The following is a 20,198-nucleotide window of genomic DNA, read 5'->3' on the forward strand; positions in this document are numbered from 1 at the left end:
AATTCAGAATTTTTTGCCCAACTTATGCAAGAATTTTAGGCTGTATTTGTATATATAGTTCCAGGTAGGACTCCATCTTGATAGAAAGCACGCCAAAGCCAGCATCACGATGCCATAGCACAAAACAAAGAATACACCGCTAAGGACTAGTAATAGGAAACTGTTCTGGAAAATCATAAGATATGCCAACGAGGCTGTAGCAAACGATGCTACTAAAGGAACCACCAAAAGTATTATCTGAGCAGCAAAACTTGCCCTGACGAGGCGACTACAGATATAAAGAAAGATAATAACTGCGACAAGGCCAATAAAGCTTCTCAACCAGATAAAACTAATGAGTGCAATACCTTGAGCAGACAACAATGTGCCAAAAATCAATATCAATGATACAACATCATACCAAAAGACGATTTTAATCTTTGCTAGCGCGAAACAAACATTATTAAGAATGCCTCCAAGGGCAAATGCAAACAACAGAGGCGTCATGGCCTGCATTAATGGCGCAGCTTCACTCCAATTTTCACCTAAAAGGTAGAATACAATTGACTCGTAAAACTGGTATATGAAAGCAACAAAAGGGGCTGTAAATATCGATATGACCAATAGTGCGAGAGAGATCTGTTGTGTTAGTTTCTGGTAATCCGTCCGGACGCTGGAAAACGTTGCTAAAAGCGGTTCTACGGCCGGCTGAATAATTTCATTCGCTGGCATAATGGTAAATTCTCTTGCAACATTGAATTTTCCCAATTGCGAAAGTGAATAAAATTGCGAAATAAGGAGCGTGTCAACTTGTGCACGGATATAGCCAACACTTCCCCTAGCCAGCATCCATCTTGAGAATAGCCACTGCCTACTCACATTCCGAAGAGATAAACTCGGGCGTCTAGCGCAATAAAAATAACTCAAGGAGACACTTACGATACTCGTGACGAGATCACCGACAATGATCGCCCAGAATGACCGCGTTATCAGTGCAATCGCGATCACCATTAGAAAACTAATCAGTTTCGAAATAACGCCAATTCTGAAAATAACACCATAACTTAAGTTTCGACGCTGTACATGAAGTTCTGGGTTTGTCATGGCCCTGATTAAAATTACCGGAATAAGGGCCCCAACAGCGTAAACAATATTCGGGTCGTCATAAAACCAGCTGATACCTGGAAGAGAACAAAATAGAAGTATGCAAACGGAGCCTTTCAAGATCAGATCTAGCGTCCACGCCGTATTGATCGTTTCATCGTTCGCCTCTTCTGCCTGAACGATATACTGTTGAATACCTGTGTTGGAAAGGACTTCCGAAAAATGAATGATCAGTGCCGCAACCGCCACGACACCAAAGTCCGCTGGCATAAGAACCCGTGCCAATAAAAGTGTACTGATTAGCCCCAAAGAACGTTGGAAAAGGCGGATACCTACTAACAACCCGGAACTCTGACACAGCCTTCTGATCGTACTCATGGTGTGCTCAACAACTCCGAACCGTCGTATACCATTATGTATGATTGAATCATCCGTTTCTGGGTAAACTTCTCGGTAAACACTTTGCTACTCGCTTTGGAAAAATCTTCACAAAGCTGTTTGTTCTCGGCAAACCTGCTCATTGCATTGCTAAAATCCGCCGCACACCCCGAGTCCGTCAGTATTCCTGTTATGCCATCCACTACTATTTCAGGATTCCCTCCCACTCGTGTAGCTATTGCAGGTATACCCAAACTCATAGCCTCCAGTAAGGTCATGGATGTGCCTTCAGTATGGGAAGAGAGAAGAAATACATCCATAGCTGACAAGTGATGTTCAGGCTTATTGATAAAGCCTGTGAATATTGTTCGTCCATCAATTCCAAGCTTTTCAGCCAATGCCATAAGCATGGCTTTGTCGGGCCCATCACCCACCATTAACAGGTACGAATCTGGGTGTACTTCCGAAAAAGCCCGAAACGCGCGCAGCATCATCTGCTGGTTCTTGACAGGATCCAACCGGGAAACAGTACCCACAACAAATGCTTTTTCTGGAATTCCTAACTCGTTACGGATTTTCTTCGATTCAAACTCGCTCCTGCATAAAGGGGCGATTCCGTTGTAGATTACTCGTACCTTTCGCTTCGGTATAAATTCGTACCTTGTAAGAGCCTCTCTGGTTGCACCTGAAATTGCCACGACCGCTGGCGTAAGCATTGCCATTATAGGGTTAACAAACATTGCTTTATAGCGGTATCTGTCAGGATAAAAGCGACCATGTTCTGTGAAAACCACCTTGGCTTGCGTTCCAAGAGAAGCCAACCACCCATATATCCAGGGCGTATACTGATGGCAGTGCACCACATCAAACTGCCCTTCCTTCACCCGCTTCCGGATTGCTTTAATCAACGATCGGTCAAACCCTTGTTTTCGCGCCAGTTTATGAACCGGGATACCCGACTTTTCAAGCGTTTCACCAATTGATCCTATCTGACCGTCCATACAAAGAATTTCAGACTCAACCCCTTCCGACTCCATGCCCTGAACAAGCTGCCGGATAACCTGTTCTGTGCCGCCGATGCCCATGTTGAAGGTAAGGTGTAGGACCCTCAGTATCGTTTTGGGCGGCTGTATTACTGTCTTGTCCTTCTCGACCGTCATACGCTCACCTGATACTGCTGCCACCAGAGTTCAAAGGCCAGTAGCGACCAGAGTTCCTGTGTGAACTGGTCATCGCCTGCCAGGTGTTTTCGCCAGAGTTTTTGGATGCCTGCAGGTTCAAAGAAGTTGGCCACACCGCTATTTGAAGGTAGCAAAAGTTGCTCAACGGTAGGTTTCAGTTCATGGCGTAACCAATGTGCCAAGGGCACAGAGAAACCCATTTTTTTACGATACAGAATGTCTTCCGGCAGCATGCGCTCAAAAGCTTTTTTCAGAATGTATTTTTTCTCTTTCCCGTGAAGTTTCAGGGCCGCTGGTATCTGCGCGGCATACTCCACCACCCGGTAATCAAGAAGCGGAGCTCGGGTTTCCAGCGAATTCGCCATGCTCATGCGGTCAACCTTCACCAGAATATCCCCAGGGAGGTAGGTTTTTATGTCTGTATAGAGAATGCTGGATAGGTGGTCGTCGGTGTCTGCATTCTTGTAATGAGCGCGGGTAATGTCAGCAGGGTCGTAATCCCCGGTTTCCCGTTTCAGCTCCCCTGTCACCAAATCGTTCCACACATCTCTACGGAAAAAGCTGTTGGTGATAAAAAACGCTTCATCCGGCTCCAGTGCCAGGGTTCCCAGAAGGGATTTAGCCTTCCTTGTGGGGCCACTGTGTACCATTCCTGCGAGGCGGGCGAGCCCGGGAAACAGGCTATGGCGAATTCCTGCCGGGAACAGGCCCCGTAACCGGTTTTCAACCTGGTCTGTGTAATATTTGCTATAACCCGCAAAATTCTCGTCACCACCGTCACCAGCCAGTGCCACAGTGACTTTCTGGCGCGCCAACTGTGAAACAAAATACGTAGGCACGAAGGAAGGGTCTGCGAAGGGTTCGTCAAAGAAGCGTGCAATGCTGTTCAGACTCTCTGCAACATTGTCCTTTACCGTGAATTCGTGATGATCGGTTTTGAATTGCTCCGCAACTTTTTTTGCCCAATGGACTTCATCAAACCGTTTTGAATCAAACCCGATGGCACAGGTTGTAACCGGCTTGCTGGTGTGGCCAGCCATTAAACCAACAACGGCACTCGAGTCGATGCCGCCGCTCAGGAAGGCTCCAAGGGGTACGTCACTGACCATGCGCAGGCGAACCGCGTCATCAATCAGGTTGTACAGGCCGTCCTCCAATTCACCCAGGCTGGCACTTGAAGGCGTCCCGAAAGATACATCCCAGTATTGTTCCTGATGTGTTTGGATGCCGTCCGTCTCTAACCAATAGCCGGGGGCCAGTTTGTGGACGTTTTTGTAGATGGTTTTCGGGTCTGGGACGTACTGGTAGGTGAAAAAGTCTTTGATGGCGTCATGGCGCAGTTCAGTTTTAACAAAGGGGGCCGGGGTTAAGGCTTTCAGCTCCGAGGCGAACGCAAACTGTCCATCAGCTTCGTAAAAGTACAATGGCTTTTTACCAAGGCGATCCCGAGCCAGGAACAGTTTACGAGCTGTGCGGTCCCAGATGGCCAAAGCAAACATGCCATTCAGCAGCTGAAGACATTTCGGCCCATGGATTTCGTAAAGGACAAGCAGAACTTCCGTATCAGTTCTTGTGCGGAAACTGTGGCCCTGGCTGATGAGTTCGTCACGTAATTCCTGAAAGTTATAAATCTCGCCATTGTAGGCAATCACGTAACGCTCAGAAGCAGACACCATGGGCTGAGTGCCGGCATCACTGAGGTCAAGAATGCTCAGCCTGCGATGTACCAGCCCAACCGAGTCGTCAAGCCAGGTTGCACCGGCATCGGGGCCGCGGTGAATGATTGCCTGCCCCATGTTATCGAGCCAGCGCTGGTGTGCATCCCTGTCAGGAATTGAACCAGTGCGCAGGAAACCGGCCAGCCCACACATTAGTTGGCCTCCTGAGGTTTCGACACAATGCTCTCTGACCTTTCTGTCAGCTTTCGGAACAGAACCTCGTATTCGTCTGCCATGCGGGCGGCTGAATAGCGCTGGTTAACCATTTCACGCGCATTGCGGCTGAGAGTTCCGGCCAGCTCAGGGTCATCGAGAACCTGTTTACAACATGCTTCGAGTGCGGCCTTGTCTCCGAACGGCGCAAGCAGTCCGGTTTTGCCATGCTCCACCAACTGATCGACACCGGGAATATCATAAGCGACCACAGGCACTCCTACGGCCATGGCTTCCATCATGCACCGGGGAATACCTTCCAGAGAGGAGGTCATGACGAACAGGCTGAACTTTGAGAGCAGTTCCAGCCGATCACTGCGGAAACCCAAAAACTCAACCGCGTCAGCGCTATTCAATTCAGCGGCCTGCAGCTCCAACCCGGTCCTTTGAGCGCCATCCCCGAGGAGTTGCAAGCGAAGGTCTGGCGCCTGTTGATAGAGCTGATCGAATACTGCAATCAGGTCTGGTATGCCTTTTCGGGGGATCATCTGGCCGATAAAACCGATGATTCGTGAATCTTTGTTGAGGTCGTTATCTTCAGGCAGGCCTGCCAGCGCCGCGTCGATTTCTGTGAGGTCGACACCGTTCCGGATAAACGCGGTTTTGGACTGTGGCACTTTGAACCGCTTCATATCATCCATCAGTTCCTCAGAAAGAGGAACAACCCGGTCAAAGTAACGAAGCATGTGGGTGCCAATACGGATGAAGGTCGCAAGTTTGAAGCCTACATTCCCCGAAAACCCATGGGGTGTACTTACACATGCGATACCCGTCCGCTTCGCGGCAAGAAGCCCAAGTATGTCGGATTTGTAGCCGTGGGTATGAATAACGTCGATCTGGCGGTTTCGGATGACGTCGCACAAACTCGTAACCACCCTGAAATCAAAGCGGCCGTGCATATCAAGATAATGAACTTGCTGGCCGTCATCGTGTGGGTAGTATTCGGCTACTGACAAATCCTGGTCAGGAGACTCCCGGGTCACCGCCAGGTCACAGATAACATCATCCCGGTTAATATTATTGGCGAGCGCCAGAACCCAGCGTTCTGCACCGTAGAAGCCCGCAGGGGTAATGAACTCAAGTACCCGTAGCTTAGCCTCGGCGCCTAACTCTCCGGAAATTCCTTTTTCGGTGTTTCTGGCACTGTTCCACGTAACTTGAGTTCGCCCCTGCAGGGCTCTCACTATGCCTTTTACGGCATAACCATTCACCATCACAAAGTAATAAGGCGTGGCGATCCAGGTTGGCAGTTTGTTTCGGTCAGAGGACAGGTGCCCCACCAACGTCAGAGCAAGGATCAACAGCGTTCCGGCGGTAATAAGCTGAAACAGACCGAAGCCGGCAAAAGCCAGAACAATGCTACCGGTTACTCCCACGAGCAGGAACAGCGGGATCAGCCAGCGCAGTAATTTGTGTGAGATAACTTCAAAAGAAAAAATCCCGGCCTTGGCAGGATTCATTACCTGCCCTATCCGCATAAGCCCGCGAATACTGCGATTTACTATTCGTTCCTTGCGGGCCACTTCCCGGTCGAAATCGCCGGCGGTTTCTTCAAAACACTTTGCATCAGCATCGAACACACCCCGGTAGCCTTTGGCGATGATCTGCAACGGGTTTACGAAATCGTTAATGTCCTGCTGCTGCAAGGGTGTCCAGAGCTTGGTACGAATAGCGTAGATGGCACCGTCTCCACCCACTACGGAATGCAGGCGAGATTCCATGGCTTTGATCGCTAGCTCGTAGCGCCAGTAGAGGTTTTCATTGTGGGCACTGGCGCCCTGGTCGCCATCGGTATAAAGCGCAGCGCCTACGGCATACCCGACGTCCAGATCAGCAAAATTGCGCACGAGTTTACTGATCGCATCGCTGGCGTACATGGCGTTTGCGTCACTGAACACGGTGATGTCTGCGTCGATCTGCTCCATGGCCAGGTTGATGCCCATGGTTTTACCCAACCGACCTTCCTGCCGGATCAGTACTATTCGTTGATTCTCAAACTCTTGTACCGCCTCGTCTGTGCCATCGTCTGAGCCATCAGACACCACGATAATCTGAAGCAGTTCTCGCGGGTAATCCAGCTCCAGGGCGTTTTGCAACTTCTCGCGGATTACATCCTCTTCGTTGTAGCAGGAGATAACCATTGCGACAGAGGGCTTCTGGTCGCCACGGCGGTGTGTGATATCCGGCAGGCCTCGCGTCAGCAGCCACAGTATGGACGGGTAACCAAAATACACGTACACAGGAACAGCAAGGCACAACAGTGTTAACAGCAGTACAAACGTCATAAGGTGATGTATCGTCTCAGTTTTGGGCCCAGCCAATTGGTAAACGGCAGCGGCAGTTGTCGCCAGATATTTTCAACAAAAGGCCTTAGGCGGGATACGCCAGAGGTCCTGTTGCCATTCGCATCAGAGCTGTTCTGCACTTGATCTCCGTTGCGATATTCAGTCCATATTAATGCGTAGGGTTCTGCACCCCACTGTTTCTTGAAGCGATAAGTGCCTTCTCCCAGAGTGGAGCGACCAAAGTCGAAGCAGGTGTACCCCAGATCGCATACGTGGCTGAGCAGTGTCCAGTACAGGAGCATATTAGGCGCCAGCCGGTTGAACTCTTCCAGCGTAGACGCCCAGGGTATGCAGGCTTGCTTGCTTCCCAAAAGCACAATACCCGCGCCTACCGGTTTCTCGTCCTGAAACACAACGCCGATCAACATTTGATCGCTATAGGAGGCTTTCAGATCCTGAAACCACTGCAGACTGTGCACCGGTGACCCCAACCTGCGCATGTTTTGGCTGAATACAGCATAAAACAGGTTTACGGCATCTGGTTCCGTGCGCAGCTCGGCCCTTAGACCGTTTTTTTCCGCCTTGCGGATCTGGCTGCGCAATTTGGGCTTGTAGCTTTTGAACAAGGCTTCGCTGTTTTCGGGCAAGTCACACAACATTCGTACTTTGGTGTGCGCTGGCAGCGCCTGGACCGTCAGTTTGCCTTGCTTTTCTGGATCCCCCTGCCCCATTTCAAGGACCGGTCCGCCCTCACGAAGCTCCAGAATTTTGATGTGATTTGTGTCTGCCAGTACTTTGGCTTCGGCAATCAGCCGTTCACGAATGCCAGCGTTGTCTACTAGCACGCCGCCAAGATCGCAGAATGGTAGTGAAACCAGGCTGCCGCCTCCGATAGGGGGCTTTACCTCTACCATCGGCAGCACACCACATAAGTTCCCCTCGTGATGCGCGGTAATCAACCAGCTGGTATGGCCATAGGCACTCTCGGTCGCCTGCAGCCATGCACTCAGATGGTAAGGCGTTGCCTGATGGTGTTCTGCCACATACTCATCGTATTCGTGTGCCGGGAAAACGTTGAAGCGTGAAGCCCGAACCTGGATATCAACGCTCATAGCCAGTACCCGCCTCCCCGAGCCAGCGGTTCCTTGCCCGCCTTGCCACGTCTTCAAGCTTCAGTTTGAAGCGCGGGCGCTGCAACGCGACCTGAACCAGATTGCGATGGAAGTGGCCGAGGTTGGATTTGTAGCGCTCATCACCGCCCATAAAATCATAATAATGAAAACCGTGGTGGCGGTAGTCCTCAATACACAAGCTGTGGCCAACTAACCCCGGCTTCAGGCGATTATCGTCTTCTACGGCCATCCCGCCCAGGTAAAAGTACACCACCTGGTTGTGCAGCAGATTATAGAAAAAGGCAATTTCCTCATCGCCGGCCATCACAGAGATCAGGTCAACCCCCCCATCTGCCCACTGCTCACGAATCAACTCGCGGTGGAAACGCACGAAATCCGGGTTGGCAAATCCGCTCTGATCAGGGCCGTGTCCCCAGCGCTCAAGGTGCCTGGGACCGATGGCGTCAAACACGGCCAGCGCTTCTTCGAGTGAATCCGGGCGCACCAGCCTCACTTCGCCTCGTTCGCCGTACAGTCGGTGGGAACGGTTGATTTGATGGCGGGTGTTACGTGAAAGCGTATCAAGATAGTGGCCGCCGTTGCGGCGCAAGCCATCTAGGTCCACCCCGAAACACGGCGCTTCCCAGCGCAGATGTTTGTATAGGCCTGTGATTTTGGCGTATTGGTCCGCTTCAGCGGCATCAATGGCGCCCAGAATGAACTCGTCCCAACCGGGCATGGTATTGCACAGATATTCCAGGCTGGCTTTTGCCACGGCGTCTTCTTTACCCCGTTCGGCCAGGAATCCGTTGTACTCAATCCAGATCTGGTCCAGCAGTTTATGCCCTGTCTGGTGCAGGCGCAGACACCGGGATTTCAGCACACCGTGGCGACGCTCATCGGTTTCGACCACTAATCCGAGACCAATCAGGCGCTCACCCTCCATTACGCGCAGTACCAGAGCATCCGGCTTGTAGACACTCAGCCAGTGCCCGAGCCATTGCCAAGAAAGAAACACCGTGGGTTGTGCCCGGCGTTCCAGATCCAGCCAGTCGCTTCGCAAAGTTGCGCACGCGGCCGCTGGCTCTGTAGTCACTGTCAGCAATCCTGCTGTCATGGCGTTACATCCGCTACCAGATCAGTGCCCCGGGTTCGGGTGTTTTACCAGGAATGGCCCTATCGCAAGATAATCCAGAGCACCCTGAATAAAGGCTCTGACACCATCTTCCGGAGAATTCACGATCGGCTCTTCGTGCATATTGAAACTGGTATTGATGAGGCTCGGGATACCACTGAGTTTTTCGTATTCTTTCAGGATGTCGTAGTAACCGGGATTGGCCTCGCGCTGGATAAGCTGCGGTCTGGCTGTACCATCTACATGAACAGCAGCAGGGCAATTTTCACGCATAAAATCAGTGCAATCGAAGGTGATCGTCATGAACTCCGCAGCGTGCTCCGCGCCTTTTATGTTGTGGTAGCACTTCTCCCGGGCTTCGTAGAGAGTAACCGGTGCGAACGGCATAAACTCAGTTCGGCCCAGACGCTTGTTCAGCCACTGATTCACTTCCGGCTCACGGGCATGGTAAAGAATGGAGCGGTTGCCCAGCGATCTGGGGCCGTATTCCATCCGACCATCAAATCGTGCCACCACTTCACCGCCATGAATTAACGCTGCAACCTCTGCTGCAAGATTTTCCGGACGGCGATATTTCAGGTTCTCGGCTTTCAGAGCCGCTTCAATTTCGGCTTCGGAATAGTCCGGCCCCATGTAGGCGTTGGTAATAGAGGGTTTAACGCCACCTGGCCAGCTGTGATAGAGCGCAGCGCCGGTGCCACAGCCACCGTCACCCATATTCGGGTACACGAAGATGTTATTCACGCCTTCGATTTCAAAAATACGTTGGTTCAGTTTTACATTCGCGGTTACGCCGCCCGAGAGCACAATGGTGTCGATGCCGGTTTTTTCGACCCAGTAGCGGATATAGTTGGTTGCCACTTTTTCGAGGACATACTGATAGGCTGCTGCAACGTCGATCTTCGGAAACTTCGAAGCGAGGTAACGTGAGAAGAACACGTTATTGGCTTCGTAGATCCGGAAATCGCCCGGAGCCTGTTCAATGCGAGAGAGCAGAATATCACCCAGGATGCTCGGGTCACCGTACGAAGCCAGACCGACAATCTTGCCTTCGTGGCGACTGGGCTTGAACCCGAGGCTCGAGGTAACGTGTTCGTACAAGGTTCCCAGCGAATTTGGATACGGCAAGCCATGCAGACGATGAATCTTACCATCGCGGGCTTCACTAACCGAGCCAGCAAGCCCTGAGCCATAACCATCCAGGGTTACACACAGCGCACGCTCATAGCCGCTGCACAGAAAGCTGTTGGCCGCGTGGGATAGATGATGATCCATGCGTTTTACGGGCTTCGTCCAGCCCATTTCGTTCAAGCCTTGATTGAGTTCAGCTTCCCATTGCCGGAAGGACTCTGTAGCACCTTCACCCCAGTGCCTGGATGATTTCAGAGCTGCATTGTTAGACGCCAGCTTCTGAATGCCTGCCATGTTGTAGTAGGAGTTATGGAGAAAGCCCTTTTCCATAATGGCGTTCGGGTGCTCAAGGCCATGAATCGGCTGGTTACGATCAGGAACGCGGCCCAGTGCCTCTTTGATTTGAGGGCCAAGATCCTTGGGCTGGAATGCTTTGATAAAAGCTTTTTCATCTTCCAGGTTTTTCGTGAATAGCTTTTGTTCATTCTCCGCAGTAAGGAACGGATAGCACACCTGGTCAAAATCGCTCATGGAGAGACCAGTGTATGAAAGTGCCTTCTCCAGTGCCTTGCGTGGAAAGCCGGATTGCTGCTTTACTCTCGAAAACCGTTCTTCTCCAGCGGCAAAGAGAATGTTGCCATCCTCAACAATTGAAACCGTTGAGTCTTTGTCTAGCGGGGATATCCCGAGCACCTTCATGCCTTACTCTCCATATACTTGCGAATGCGGGTTGGCGAAGACGCCTGTCCGCCTAATTCATTGAAAAAGAAATCGAAAAACTGCCGAAAGCTGTCCAGAAACGCCTTCAGTTGGGCTTCATTCTGAACATAAGTCGTGTGGCCTGGCACAACGCTCGGGCTGTGGAAGCTCCAGGTAAAAGTGCGCACGCCCTGCTTGTAAAGGGCCCGGGTAAGCTTGATGTGTTCTGCTGGCGTAAAGCCTTCCGGTGACAGCATGAGTCTGTCTACCGCACCGACACGGGCCAGAATGCCCGGCGCCCTGAATTTGCGCAGTCGTTGCGCAACCTCATACAGTGGAACAGCTAACGGGCTCGCCCAACCGATAAACCCTCCGGTGCAGGGAATCTCCAGAATCGGTCGGTCTGCACCGCCGAACCTGAATGGGTATGCATTATATTTGCGGTAGTCCGGGCCTCCATCCGCCCGGGAATCCAGGGGTGGACAGACAGACAGGTCAATATCAAACCCCAGCTCCTGGAGAATGCCCGTGGTATTCGGCCCAAAACCGTATCGACCGGCTTTATACGCCACTGGCGCCCTGCCGAAATTCTGCTCAATGGTTTCACTAAGAATCCGGAGTTTTTCCCGCTCCAGAGCTTCTGGAAGATTCCCCGGATACATGTTCGACCGGGTTACCGCTTCCTCCTGAGGAGGATTTACCCAGGGGTGGAGATGCGCACCGATTTCACACTGTCCTTTTTCTGCGAATTGCTTCAGCAGTCCATACCCCTGGGGCTGACTGGCTACCGGGTAATCAATTACGTAGCAGGGGCAAATGCCGTACTCGTTGAAGATTTCCTGGGCCCGATCGATGTGCGCCATGGCTGACACACGATTGGCGTTAGCATCTGGCTCCGCGCTCCAGTCGAATTCTTCTTCAGTATCAATCACCACGATCAGTTGTGGCGGTGTCTCCGGAGGCAGGCGTATTTCTTTCTTTTGTTCAAACATAATTTGGATCAACGCTGACCGCTCATTGCGAAACCGCGACTCAACACAAAGCGCAGCTCGTATTGGTCCTGATTATTTCTCAGTGACGAACGGAGATAAGACTGATAGAGCTGCACACCAAAGCTTGTGTGTTCAGCAAGCTGACGGGTCCAGCCCATGTTGATTCGGTGGACTTCGTCAACGATCACATCAGCATCTTCATCTGCATCGCCTTCCCAGCTATATCCGAAGTTGAGCCTCTGAAGCGCGTCTAACTGGAAACCAAGATTAATACCGGCACGGTACTCATGAGTCGTAGCTCCGGAAAGTTGCGATTCCAGGATGGCACCTGCAGCGTATACCCCAAGGTCGCAGGCATCGCATACCCGTTGGTTGTTGTGGGTAATAGACAGTGAATCGCTGACCGTGAGGTCTCTCAACCTTACGGTATCCGGCATGAATGAAAACTCAGGCGGTACGTTCAGGGACAAATCGGTGGCGCTATCAGACATACTGCGGTCGTACTTCACAGCGGAACTCCAGTCGGTGGTGACCCAGGCACGCTCTACGAAACCCGTCATCGCGTCATACTCACTCGTGGTGCCACCGCCGGCATACTCGATTTCTGCTTTGCTGCCCCCGCCCCCGACACTGAAGGACCCGCTTTCCAACTGCAGGCTGTATACCAGTTGTGCGGAATCAATGGTGATGTCTGTATTGTCTTCATCAGACCAGCTGCGACTGACGTTAAGGCTACCTGTGGAACGCTCACTTAATCTTCGCGAAAGCTCGCTACCAACGGTATAGGATTTTTGGTCATTAAGGTTATCTTCGCCAAAGCTGCGCCCTGCCTGGGCAAAAAACCTCAGGGTCGAAAGTTCACCCGGATAAAAACGCAGCCCCGCACCCGCACTCAAGGTATTCCGGGTATCGTAACTGGAGGGGTTTATCACGAACCCGGTGTCGTTGCGCACCGAGCTGACCGTGTGGCCTAGATTGAAATCGACGCGGCTACCGGGATCAAAGTACGCATAGCGGGAGGCGCCGGTGATGGAGCTGTTGTCTCTCAGTCCGCCTCCGGACCCCTCCTGATCTGTTTCCAGAGTTCCGCCATATAGCAAAGCAAGTGAATTGGCCCCACTTTCCAGCGAGCCACCTATCTGCCCCGAGATACCCAGCGTGGGTTCCGTGTTGGTGTCAGTTGACGTTCCCTGATCCGTTCGGGTGTGTTTTACGCCCGTAAACACCGAGGCCGAACCAGAGAATGTTTCGACATTATCACTGAAGCTCTGCGCTGCCACCGAAAGTGGCCAGGCTGCGCAGAAAACACCCAAATAGCGAAGGGTAATACGGGACTTGCCTGCGTTCCTTGCTCTGGATTCCATGGGCTACTCCTGAAAAATCAGGCCGGAGAATTTTTCAGACCCGAGTGCATCTACAGAATCCGCTATGATCTCTCCGGTAACTTCTCCAAAAGGAACACCGAAGACAATCTGATCGGCAAAGCGCTCAAGAATCCGTCCCTCTGTATTTTCCCGGAAAGGGGGTGCATTCAGCACTATGCACCGATCCGGGTAACGGGCCTTCAGCTCAGTAATCAGTTCCCGCATTCGTACGGCAGAAAACAACTCAACTGCAGAGGATGCCTGGGTACCCGCAGGAATCACCGAAAGACGCTCAACACCACTGGGATAAATAATGGACTTAATAGTCAGCGATCGATCGCCAACGAAATCCGTAACGCCATACTCCATCGGAGCTGAAACCAGGCCTTCCAGCTCATTGCTGTAAGGGTCGCAATCCACGAGCAATGCCGAGCTATGGGAATCCAGCCCAAAAGACGCGGCAAGATTAAACGCCGTCAGAAGCCCACCAGAGCCGCTACCCAGGCTACTGAACATCACTGTGAAATTGCCTTCGCCGGCGCGGTTGCGCAGCTGTATACGCAGCTCGCGATAGGCGTCCATTACTTCTTTATCGGGCATGCCGGAATAAATTATTTTCCGCTCCCGCAACTGTTCACGGCTCCAAGGATTGGGGTTGCTGATTAACCCAAGGGACATCGACGAATCGTAAACGGTGGGCGGGTATTCATTGCGATCATGCTCTAAACGAGTCCAGTTCGGCTTGTCCCGATCCGAGCCGGCGTATGGTCGTTCTTTACGAAAACCATCCTCAGCTTTTGCTTCTCCCCTGTCTCGCTCGAACTGACGGCGCTCATCCTGGCTTTTCAGAAGTGCATTGTAGAGTTTGTTGTCATCCATCAATTGCCTCCTCCCGCTTCTCCAGATACCAGCCCGATTAATTCGCTGGCTTTATTGATCAGCTGTTCCGGGGTAATACCCATTACACTGAAGACGAGAACGGCTAAATACGCGACCATGAAAACCGCCAGTATGATCAGGATCGAGAGAACATCCTTGCGCAGCAAACGGTCCTTCCAGGTGCTACGGTAGTGAGGAATGGTGGTCAGCACTGGGATGGATTCCGGCAACGCCAGTTGCAGCGCCCGGGGTGAGCGTAAACGCTGATCAAACATCACCAGCATAACCAGCAAACCCAGCACCATGGCACTACCCAGGAAGGGTCCGGCAAGGCCGACTTGATAGAGCTGCAACCCATCCCAGTGTGTCGGGTAGGAGGCCGGTTCCTGAATCTTGTAGCTTACGCCCTCACCTTGTACATCCAGAGTCATGGACAGCCTGGCTTTTTCCCTGCGTTGAAGCATGTCTTCATATACGCCACGGGTAACGTCGTAGTCCCGCGTGAGCTCTGAAAGCTGGGCCTGATTCTCAGCGACCCGCTGGGAACGTTCGAACCCTTCGACCAGGAGCCTTTCCAGCGAAGCCAAACGGTTTTTCTGCACCGCCAGACGTGTGGTGCTGTCAGACAGCTGTATTTTCAGATTTTCGTATACCGGGTTTTCCATAACCTCGGTTACACCACCATCCCGATCATCATCGGTTTGCGTGGACACCCTCTTTTCAAGGTCAGCAATCTGATCCTGAATACTGACGACGTCCGGGTGGCGTTCGTGATAACGCAACAGCAGCGAATCCAGCTCCTGCCGCATATTGGCTAATCGTCGTTCGGCAGAGGACTTGCCAGGGTCGATAGTAATGCGACGCACTGGCTGCTCGTTCTCAAGCTGCCGGCGGGTAAGCTGCACTTCGGATTCAGTTTGCTGAATTTCCAGCTTCAGATTTTCAATATCCCTTCGCAGGCTTTCAATCCTGGCGAGCACACTGCTTTCGGTTCCATCCTGATTGCCGGATTTAAATTCCTTCAGCCGTTGCTCGGCCTCTTCGAGTTGGCCCTGATAGGTTTTTACCTGGGAATCGATAAACTCGAACGCTCCCTGACTTTCGGAACGCTTTTTACGCACGGTACGCTCAACAAAGCGGTTGAGCACTGCACTAAGAACCTGGAAGGACTCATCAGGGTTTCCGCTGGTATAGCTCAGCTCAAGAAAATTTCGGTTGGATACCCGAATACCAACCTGCTTACGCAGTGCACTGATCTTTCCATTACGGTCCGCATCCGTTTCACCGCCCCTTATAAGCCCGGTATCCAGAGCGATCTGCTCCAGAAATGAACGGCTTTGCATCATTTCCCGCGCTTCGTTGATGCGGTCCAACTGGGTAACTTCAGCCTGGCCCCGAAGCAGCGGCTGGAGGATATTGGACTGGTCTGCGTACAGCACCGCCTGCGAGGTATAGCTCTTCGGTGTTACATAGCCCAGCGTCAACACCCCTGCTGTAACGGTCATAAAGATGATGACCGCTGCCAGCCTGTGCCGGTATAGCTCAAGCTTTACCGCACGAAGGGTATCAATTATGAACTGTATATCCATCAGAGCTCGCCCCGGAACAGTTGTTTACGGGGCACGCTGATGACATCGCCCGGCTGCAGGCTGTGATTCGTGCGCATGTCACCATCAGTGAGAATGGCCTCAAGATCCAGGCCAAAACTCTTGTACTCACCATCGATCTGCCGATGCAGGGTGGCACGGCTATCGGCGGCAAAATCGGTAATACCACCGGCCATCAATACTACGTCCAGAACGGTCATGCCTGGCTGAAAGGCAACGGATTGCGGTGAAGCAACCTGTCCGGTAATACGTATTCGGTTTCGGAATTCTTTACTTAGCGGATTTATGACCATCACGGTAACTTCCGGGGTGCGAATATATTCCCCCAGTGTGGTGCTGATCTCAGAGGCCAGGTCTTCAGGTTTTTTACCCTCCGCCTTTACATCCCCCATCAGAGGCAAAGATATAAAACCATCTGGCCGAACAACGATGGACTGACCCAGCTCCGGGTTGCGCCATACGTGCACAGAGACGGTATCTCCTACACCAATTTCGTAAGGCTCAGCTTCCAGTTCTGATGCCGGCGGCATTTCAGCTGAAGACGGCAGGCCAGAGCACGCTGCAATGAACAGCCCGAGAACTGCAATTAATCCCGCTCGCATTAACGTAGTAATAGTCATAAACGCCCTCCAAATCCTTGTTTTTTCTTCGTCTGTTTATTACCGAACGCCTTTCCCCAAGAGGATTACTTCCACTGTCTGGATCATGATGAGGAAATCCATCAAAAGGCTGTGATTTTTGGAGTAGTAAAGATCGTACTCCAGCTTGCCCCGGGCGTCTTCTACCGATGCTCCATAGGGATATTTAAGCTGTGCCCAGCCCATTAAGCCAGGCTTTACATAATGCCGGGTGTCATAAAACGGAATTTTTTCTTTCAGTTCCGAGACAAACTCCGGCCTTTCCGGGCGCGGCCCAACGATACTCATTTCGCCTTTGATCACATTATAGATCTGCGGCAGCTCATCCAGGCGTGTGTTGCGTATGAATGCGCCCACCCTGGTTACACGGTTGTCGTTGGCGGATGCCCAGCGAGCTTTACCATCTTTTTCTGCATCCTGACGCATACTACGAAACTTGTAGATTCGAAACTCTTGACCCAGCATCCCAACCCTGGTCTGGCTGTAAAGGATGGGGCGTCCGGTTTCCAGAAACACCGCAATGGCGGTAAGAATAATAAACGGTAGCATCACCCCTAGAAGCGTAAGGCTGATGAGTAAATCCAGAGAGCGTTTTGCAAAATCGCGGGTTTTTGAGGCCTTGAATCCCTCTGAAAACACAATCCATGATGGGTGGACCATATCCAGTTTCGCTTTTTTCAGTTCGCGCTCATAAAAATCGATGCCGCTGGTTATGGCAATCCCCCGAAGTTTGCACTCCATCAGCTCTGGTACCGGCAACCATCCACCTTCACTGCGCCGACGCTCCTGCTGGGCAATGACAATTTCGGAAACCCGGTTTTGACGGCAGAATTGGTAAAAGTCATAGGGGGTGGGTAGCAATTTGTCTGCATCCACTGCGCCATCGGGGTTTTCTGAGATACAACCAATGATCCGCACACCAAGAGCACGCATATTTCGCTCATATTCATCCAGCAAGCTCGCTGCGAAAGCGCCGGCGCCAAAAATCACGACGCGGCGAACGAGCTGCTCAGAGTCAACGATCTTGAGGAAAACCAGACGCAGCAGGATCACCACCAACGACGCCAGAAGAACGGCCCAAAACAGATTCGTACTTCCAGGGTCAGCTGATGGAACAATAACGTAGAGCAATTTCAGGCCGATGCCACCCACAAAACAGTAAGCGACCAAAGTGCGGAAAAACAATGCGGAAAGGCTTTCATGAACCATGGCAAGATAACCGCCCATGGCAAGCGTTCCACAGCTCAGGATCAATGCGAAAAGGACTGACGACAGAGGACTTGTGATTACAGAAGGATAACCAACGCCTGCACTCGAAAGCAGAAGCCCAAGAAAGGTAAAAATCAAATATAAAGCAACGAACTCCAGTGCCGCAAGCACCAGATAAGGGATATGAAGGTAATGCTTCCGAAACCGTATATAAGACACGCCGAACTTCCTTGTCGTCTGCACAACTCCATGCGCCAGACCAACATCAAATTCTCCGGCGGCGAACACTCAAACCTGACACTAGAGCGACTCCGCGCCACCGGTTCCCTGTTATTCTATGGCCTATTTTGCGCTGACCAAGACGTAATCACAACTCATTGTATCTTTTGGTAACACAGTTTTACATTGTTTTTCTTGGCAACGGGAAATTACTCGCTTCAAGAATTGTATTTGCACGGTCAGTAGGTGAAAATTGAACAATCGGTGCAAACAGATGGTCAGTAACATAGGCTATCAGCACCATTGGACAGGAGATCCCATGCCCGGTACGGAACCATCTTCACCCTTGCACGCCATGAGTATAGACGTAGAAGATTACTTCCACGTTGCAGCCCTTTCTGGAGTAATTCATCCGGACCAGTGGAACTCTCTGCCCTCACGAGTGGAACAGAATACGGAGCGCCTGCTATCCCTGTTTAATAAACATCAAGTAAAGGCAACGTTCTTTGTATTAGGCTGGGTAGCCGAGAGATTTCCTGCTCTTATCCGCAAGCTGTCTGACCACGGCCACGAAATTGCCTCCCATGGGTACAGCCACCAGCTGATTTATAATCAGACTCAGGACGTGTTTCGTGAAGAAACCATTCGCTCCAAAGCTTTGCTGGAAGACATCACAGGCAAAGCCGTAGAAGGTTACCGAGCCGCGAGCTACTCCATTACCCGGGAATCACTCTGGGCACTGGATGTACTAAGTGAGGCCGGCTTTACTTGGGATTCGAGCATTTTCCCGATTCGACACGACCGTTACGGTATTCCCGGTTCACCGTCTGCACCCTACTCGATAGAAACTGCCAGCGGAGCAATCATCCGTGAGTTCCCACTGACCACCGCCCACATAATGGGGCTTTCCATACCTGCCGCCGGTGGCGGTTATTTCCGTCAGTTCCCCTACCCGGTGTTTCGTTACCTGTTCCGCAACGCATCGGGGTTCGGAGCGCGCCCGCAGATGTTTTATCTGCACCCCTGGGAGATAGACCCGGAGCAGCCACGTTACAATAACGCAAGCTGGTTCTCACGCTTCCGGCATTATACTAACCTTGATCAGTGCCACGATCGCCTCGAACGACTACTCGGTGATTTCCGGTTCGGAACCGTGAGCGAAAGCTATAATGCCTATGAACCAGACAAAACCCTGCTGCGCAGCGATCAGATGATCCGCCTCGCCTGATTCAGGGCACAGAGCTGAATAGGAACTGAATATGTATCTTGAATTTTTCGGTCTCCACAGACACCCCTTCCGCATCACACCGGAAGACGATTTTATTTACATGAGCCAGCAGCATTCGCGGGCTTATGTGTACATGTCTTCAGCGATCTGGAGCTCTGAAGGCTTCGTGGTGATCAGTGGTGAGATTGGCTCGGGCAAAACTACCCTGCTGAAAAAGACAGTCCGTAATCTTGAAGGCAATCTGAAGCTGCTCAATATTGCCTATACCAATCTTGAATCAAAGGATTTGTTTGGCCTGATTCTTCGGAAAGCCGGGCTGCAGGTGGCCGACGACAGCAAGGTTGCCATGCTGTTTCAGATTACAGATTACCTGGAGAGAATGGCTTCCGCTGGCACTCCGGTGGTACTAACCATCGACGAAGCGCAGAATCTCACCCGGGAAAACCTGGAAGACATCCGCATGCTGGCCGGCATGGAAAGCATGGGCGGGCCTTCAATGCGCGTCATTCTTCTTGGCCAGCCGGAACTGAAGCAAGCGGTTCTGGACATCCCCCAGCTCGCTCAGCGTGTAAAACTGTTCTTTCACCTGGAAGGGCTCACTTACGCAGAAACAGCCGAGTACATCGACTACCGGCTATTGGTTTCCGGCCACGGCGGTAACAAGCTTTTTGATGGCGATACGGTTCGCGAAATCCACAAGCTGAGCAAAGGCATACCACGGCTGATCAACAAGTTGTGCGACGGCATGATGATGTGCGCCTATTCGGAAGACCGCCCGTTTATTGACCCCCATGATCTCAAATCCATTCGCAAGGATTTGCTGGGGGACGAGCTACCGACGAATTCGCCCAAAACAGCCGAACTCCGGAAGCGGGAACACCCGGCACAAGCACAAAGCGACCAACACACAGGCGAGCTAGCCGGCGCGGCTAACGCATTGCTGCGGATGGCAGAAGCACTGGAGAGAATTGAGAGCCGCCTTGCCAATGCCTTCCCGGAAGAACAATCCACTCCAAAGCAAAGCTTTGGAACGCCGGACAACGTGAAACCGCTCTCACCCGGGCGCAAATAAGCCCGGTTATAACGAAAAAATCCCGGGCAAGCCCGGGATTTTTTGTTCAAACTAA

Annotated in this window: 15 protein-coding genes; 2 read left to right on the forward strand and 13 right to left on the reverse strand. The window is 51.8% G+C overall.

The genetic code is table 11. The features are described 5' to 3' along the window. Positions 1-3: 3 nt before the first annotated feature. Genes Q4606_RS12480 through Q4606_RS12540 form a run of 13 tightly spaced genes read right to left on the reverse strand, consistent with a single transcriptional unit; the run spans position 4 to position 17,843 of the window. Entirely contained in the window at positions 4-1,461 is a 1,458-nt protein-coding gene (locus Q4606_RS12480; RefSeq protein WP_303607718.1) for an oligosaccharide flippase family protein, read from the reverse strand. Then, complete coding sequence (locus Q4606_RS12485; protein WP_303607719.1) at positions 1,458-2,621, reverse strand: glycosyltransferase family 4 protein; 1,164 nt, start codon at positions 2,619-2,621, stop codon at positions 1,458-1,460. The genes Q4606_RS12480 and Q4606_RS12485 overlap by 4 nt, the downstream gene beginning before the upstream one ends. Continuing rightward, complete coding sequence (asnB, locus tag Q4606_RS12490; RefSeq protein WP_303607720.1) at positions 2,618-4,513, reverse strand: asparagine synthase (glutamine-hydrolyzing); 1,896 nt, start codon at positions 4,511-4,513, stop codon at positions 2,618-2,620. The genes Q4606_RS12485 and asnB overlap by 4 nt, the downstream gene beginning before the upstream one ends. Continuing rightward, entirely contained in the window at positions 4,513-6,858 is a 2,346-nt protein-coding gene (locus tag Q4606_RS12495) for a glycosyltransferase (RefSeq protein WP_303607721.1), read from the reverse strand. The genes asnB and Q4606_RS12495 overlap by 1 nt, the downstream gene beginning before the upstream one ends. After that, positions 6,855-7,970, reverse strand: a complete 1,116-nt coding sequence (locus tag Q4606_RS12500) for a FemAB family XrtA/PEP-CTERM system-associated protein (RefSeq protein WP_303607722.1) — start codon at positions 7,968-7,970, stop codon at positions 6,855-6,857. The genes Q4606_RS12495 and Q4606_RS12500 overlap by 4 nt, the downstream gene beginning before the upstream one ends. Next, positions 7,960-9,087 carry a GNAT family N-acetyltransferase gene (locus Q4606_RS12505; protein WP_303607723.1) on the reverse strand — a complete coding sequence of 376 codons (1,128 nt, stop codon included), beginning with the start codon at positions 9,085-9,087 and terminating at the stop codon, positions 7,960-7,962. The genes Q4606_RS12500 and Q4606_RS12505 overlap by 11 nt, the downstream gene beginning before the upstream one ends. Before the next feature lie 21 nt (positions 9,088-9,108). After that, entirely contained in the window at positions 9,109-10,935 is a 1,827-nt protein-coding gene (locus Q4606_RS12510) for a carbamoyltransferase C-terminal domain-containing protein (RefSeq protein ID WP_303607724.1), read from the reverse strand. After that, entirely contained in the window at positions 10,932-11,927 is a 996-nt protein-coding gene (locus Q4606_RS12515) for a polysaccharide deacetylase family protein (protein WP_303607725.1), read from the reverse strand. Before Q4606_RS12515 ends, Q4606_RS12510 begins: the two co-directional genes overlap by 4 nt. An 8-nt stretch (positions 11,928-11,935) precedes the next feature. Continuing rightward, positions 11,936-13,291, reverse strand: coding sequence for a hypothetical protein (locus Q4606_RS12520; protein ID WP_303607726.1), 1,356 nt, complete (start codon positions 13,289-13,291; stop codon positions 11,936-11,938). 3 nt (positions 13,292-13,294) lie between these two features. Further along, the gene (locus Q4606_RS12525) at positions 13,295-14,170 is read right to left on the reverse strand and encodes a polysaccharide biosynthesis protein (protein ID WP_303607727.1); all 876 of its coding nucleotides are present in this window, start codon (positions 14,168-14,170) and stop codon (positions 13,295-13,297) included. Further along, the gene (locus Q4606_RS12530) at positions 14,170-15,759 is read right to left on the reverse strand and encodes an XrtA system polysaccharide chain length determinant (RefSeq protein WP_303607728.1); all 1,590 of its coding nucleotides are present in this window, start codon (positions 15,757-15,759) and stop codon (positions 14,170-14,172) included. The genes Q4606_RS12525 and Q4606_RS12530 overlap by 1 nt, the downstream gene beginning before the upstream one ends. After that, on the reverse strand, positions 15,759-16,397 hold the full coding sequence (locus Q4606_RS12535) for an XrtA/PEP-CTERM system exopolysaccharide export protein (protein ID WP_303607729.1): 639 nt from the start codon (positions 16,395-16,397) through the stop codon (positions 15,759-15,761). The genes Q4606_RS12530 and Q4606_RS12535 overlap by 1 nt, the downstream gene beginning before the upstream one ends. Positions 16,398-16,436: 39 nt before the next feature. Then, the gene (locus Q4606_RS12540) at positions 16,437-17,843 is read right to left on the reverse strand and encodes a TIGR03013 family XrtA/PEP-CTERM system glycosyltransferase (RefSeq protein ID WP_303607730.1); all 1,407 of its coding nucleotides are present in this window, start codon (positions 17,841-17,843) and stop codon (positions 16,437-16,439) included. Between the two features lie 319 nt (positions 17,844-18,162). Between Q4606_RS12540 and Q4606_RS12545 the strand changes: the two genes are divergently transcribed. After that, positions 18,163-19,071: an XrtA system polysaccharide deacetylase gene (locus Q4606_RS12545; RefSeq protein ID WP_303607731.1), complete on the forward strand. Its 909-nt coding sequence runs from the start codon at positions 18,163-18,165 to the stop codon at positions 19,069-19,071. Between the two features lie 31 nt (positions 19,072-19,102). Continuing rightward, positions 19,103-20,143, forward strand: coding sequence for an ExeA family protein (locus Q4606_RS12550; protein ID WP_303607732.1), 1,041 nt, complete (start codon positions 19,103-19,105; stop codon positions 20,141-20,143). Positions 20,144-20,198 lie beyond the last annotated feature (55 nt).

This window comes from Marinobacter sp. 1_MG-2023 (assembly GCF_030549045.1).
Taxonomy (GTDB): Bacteria; Pseudomonadota; Gammaproteobacteria; order Pseudomonadales; family Oleiphilaceae; genus Marinobacter.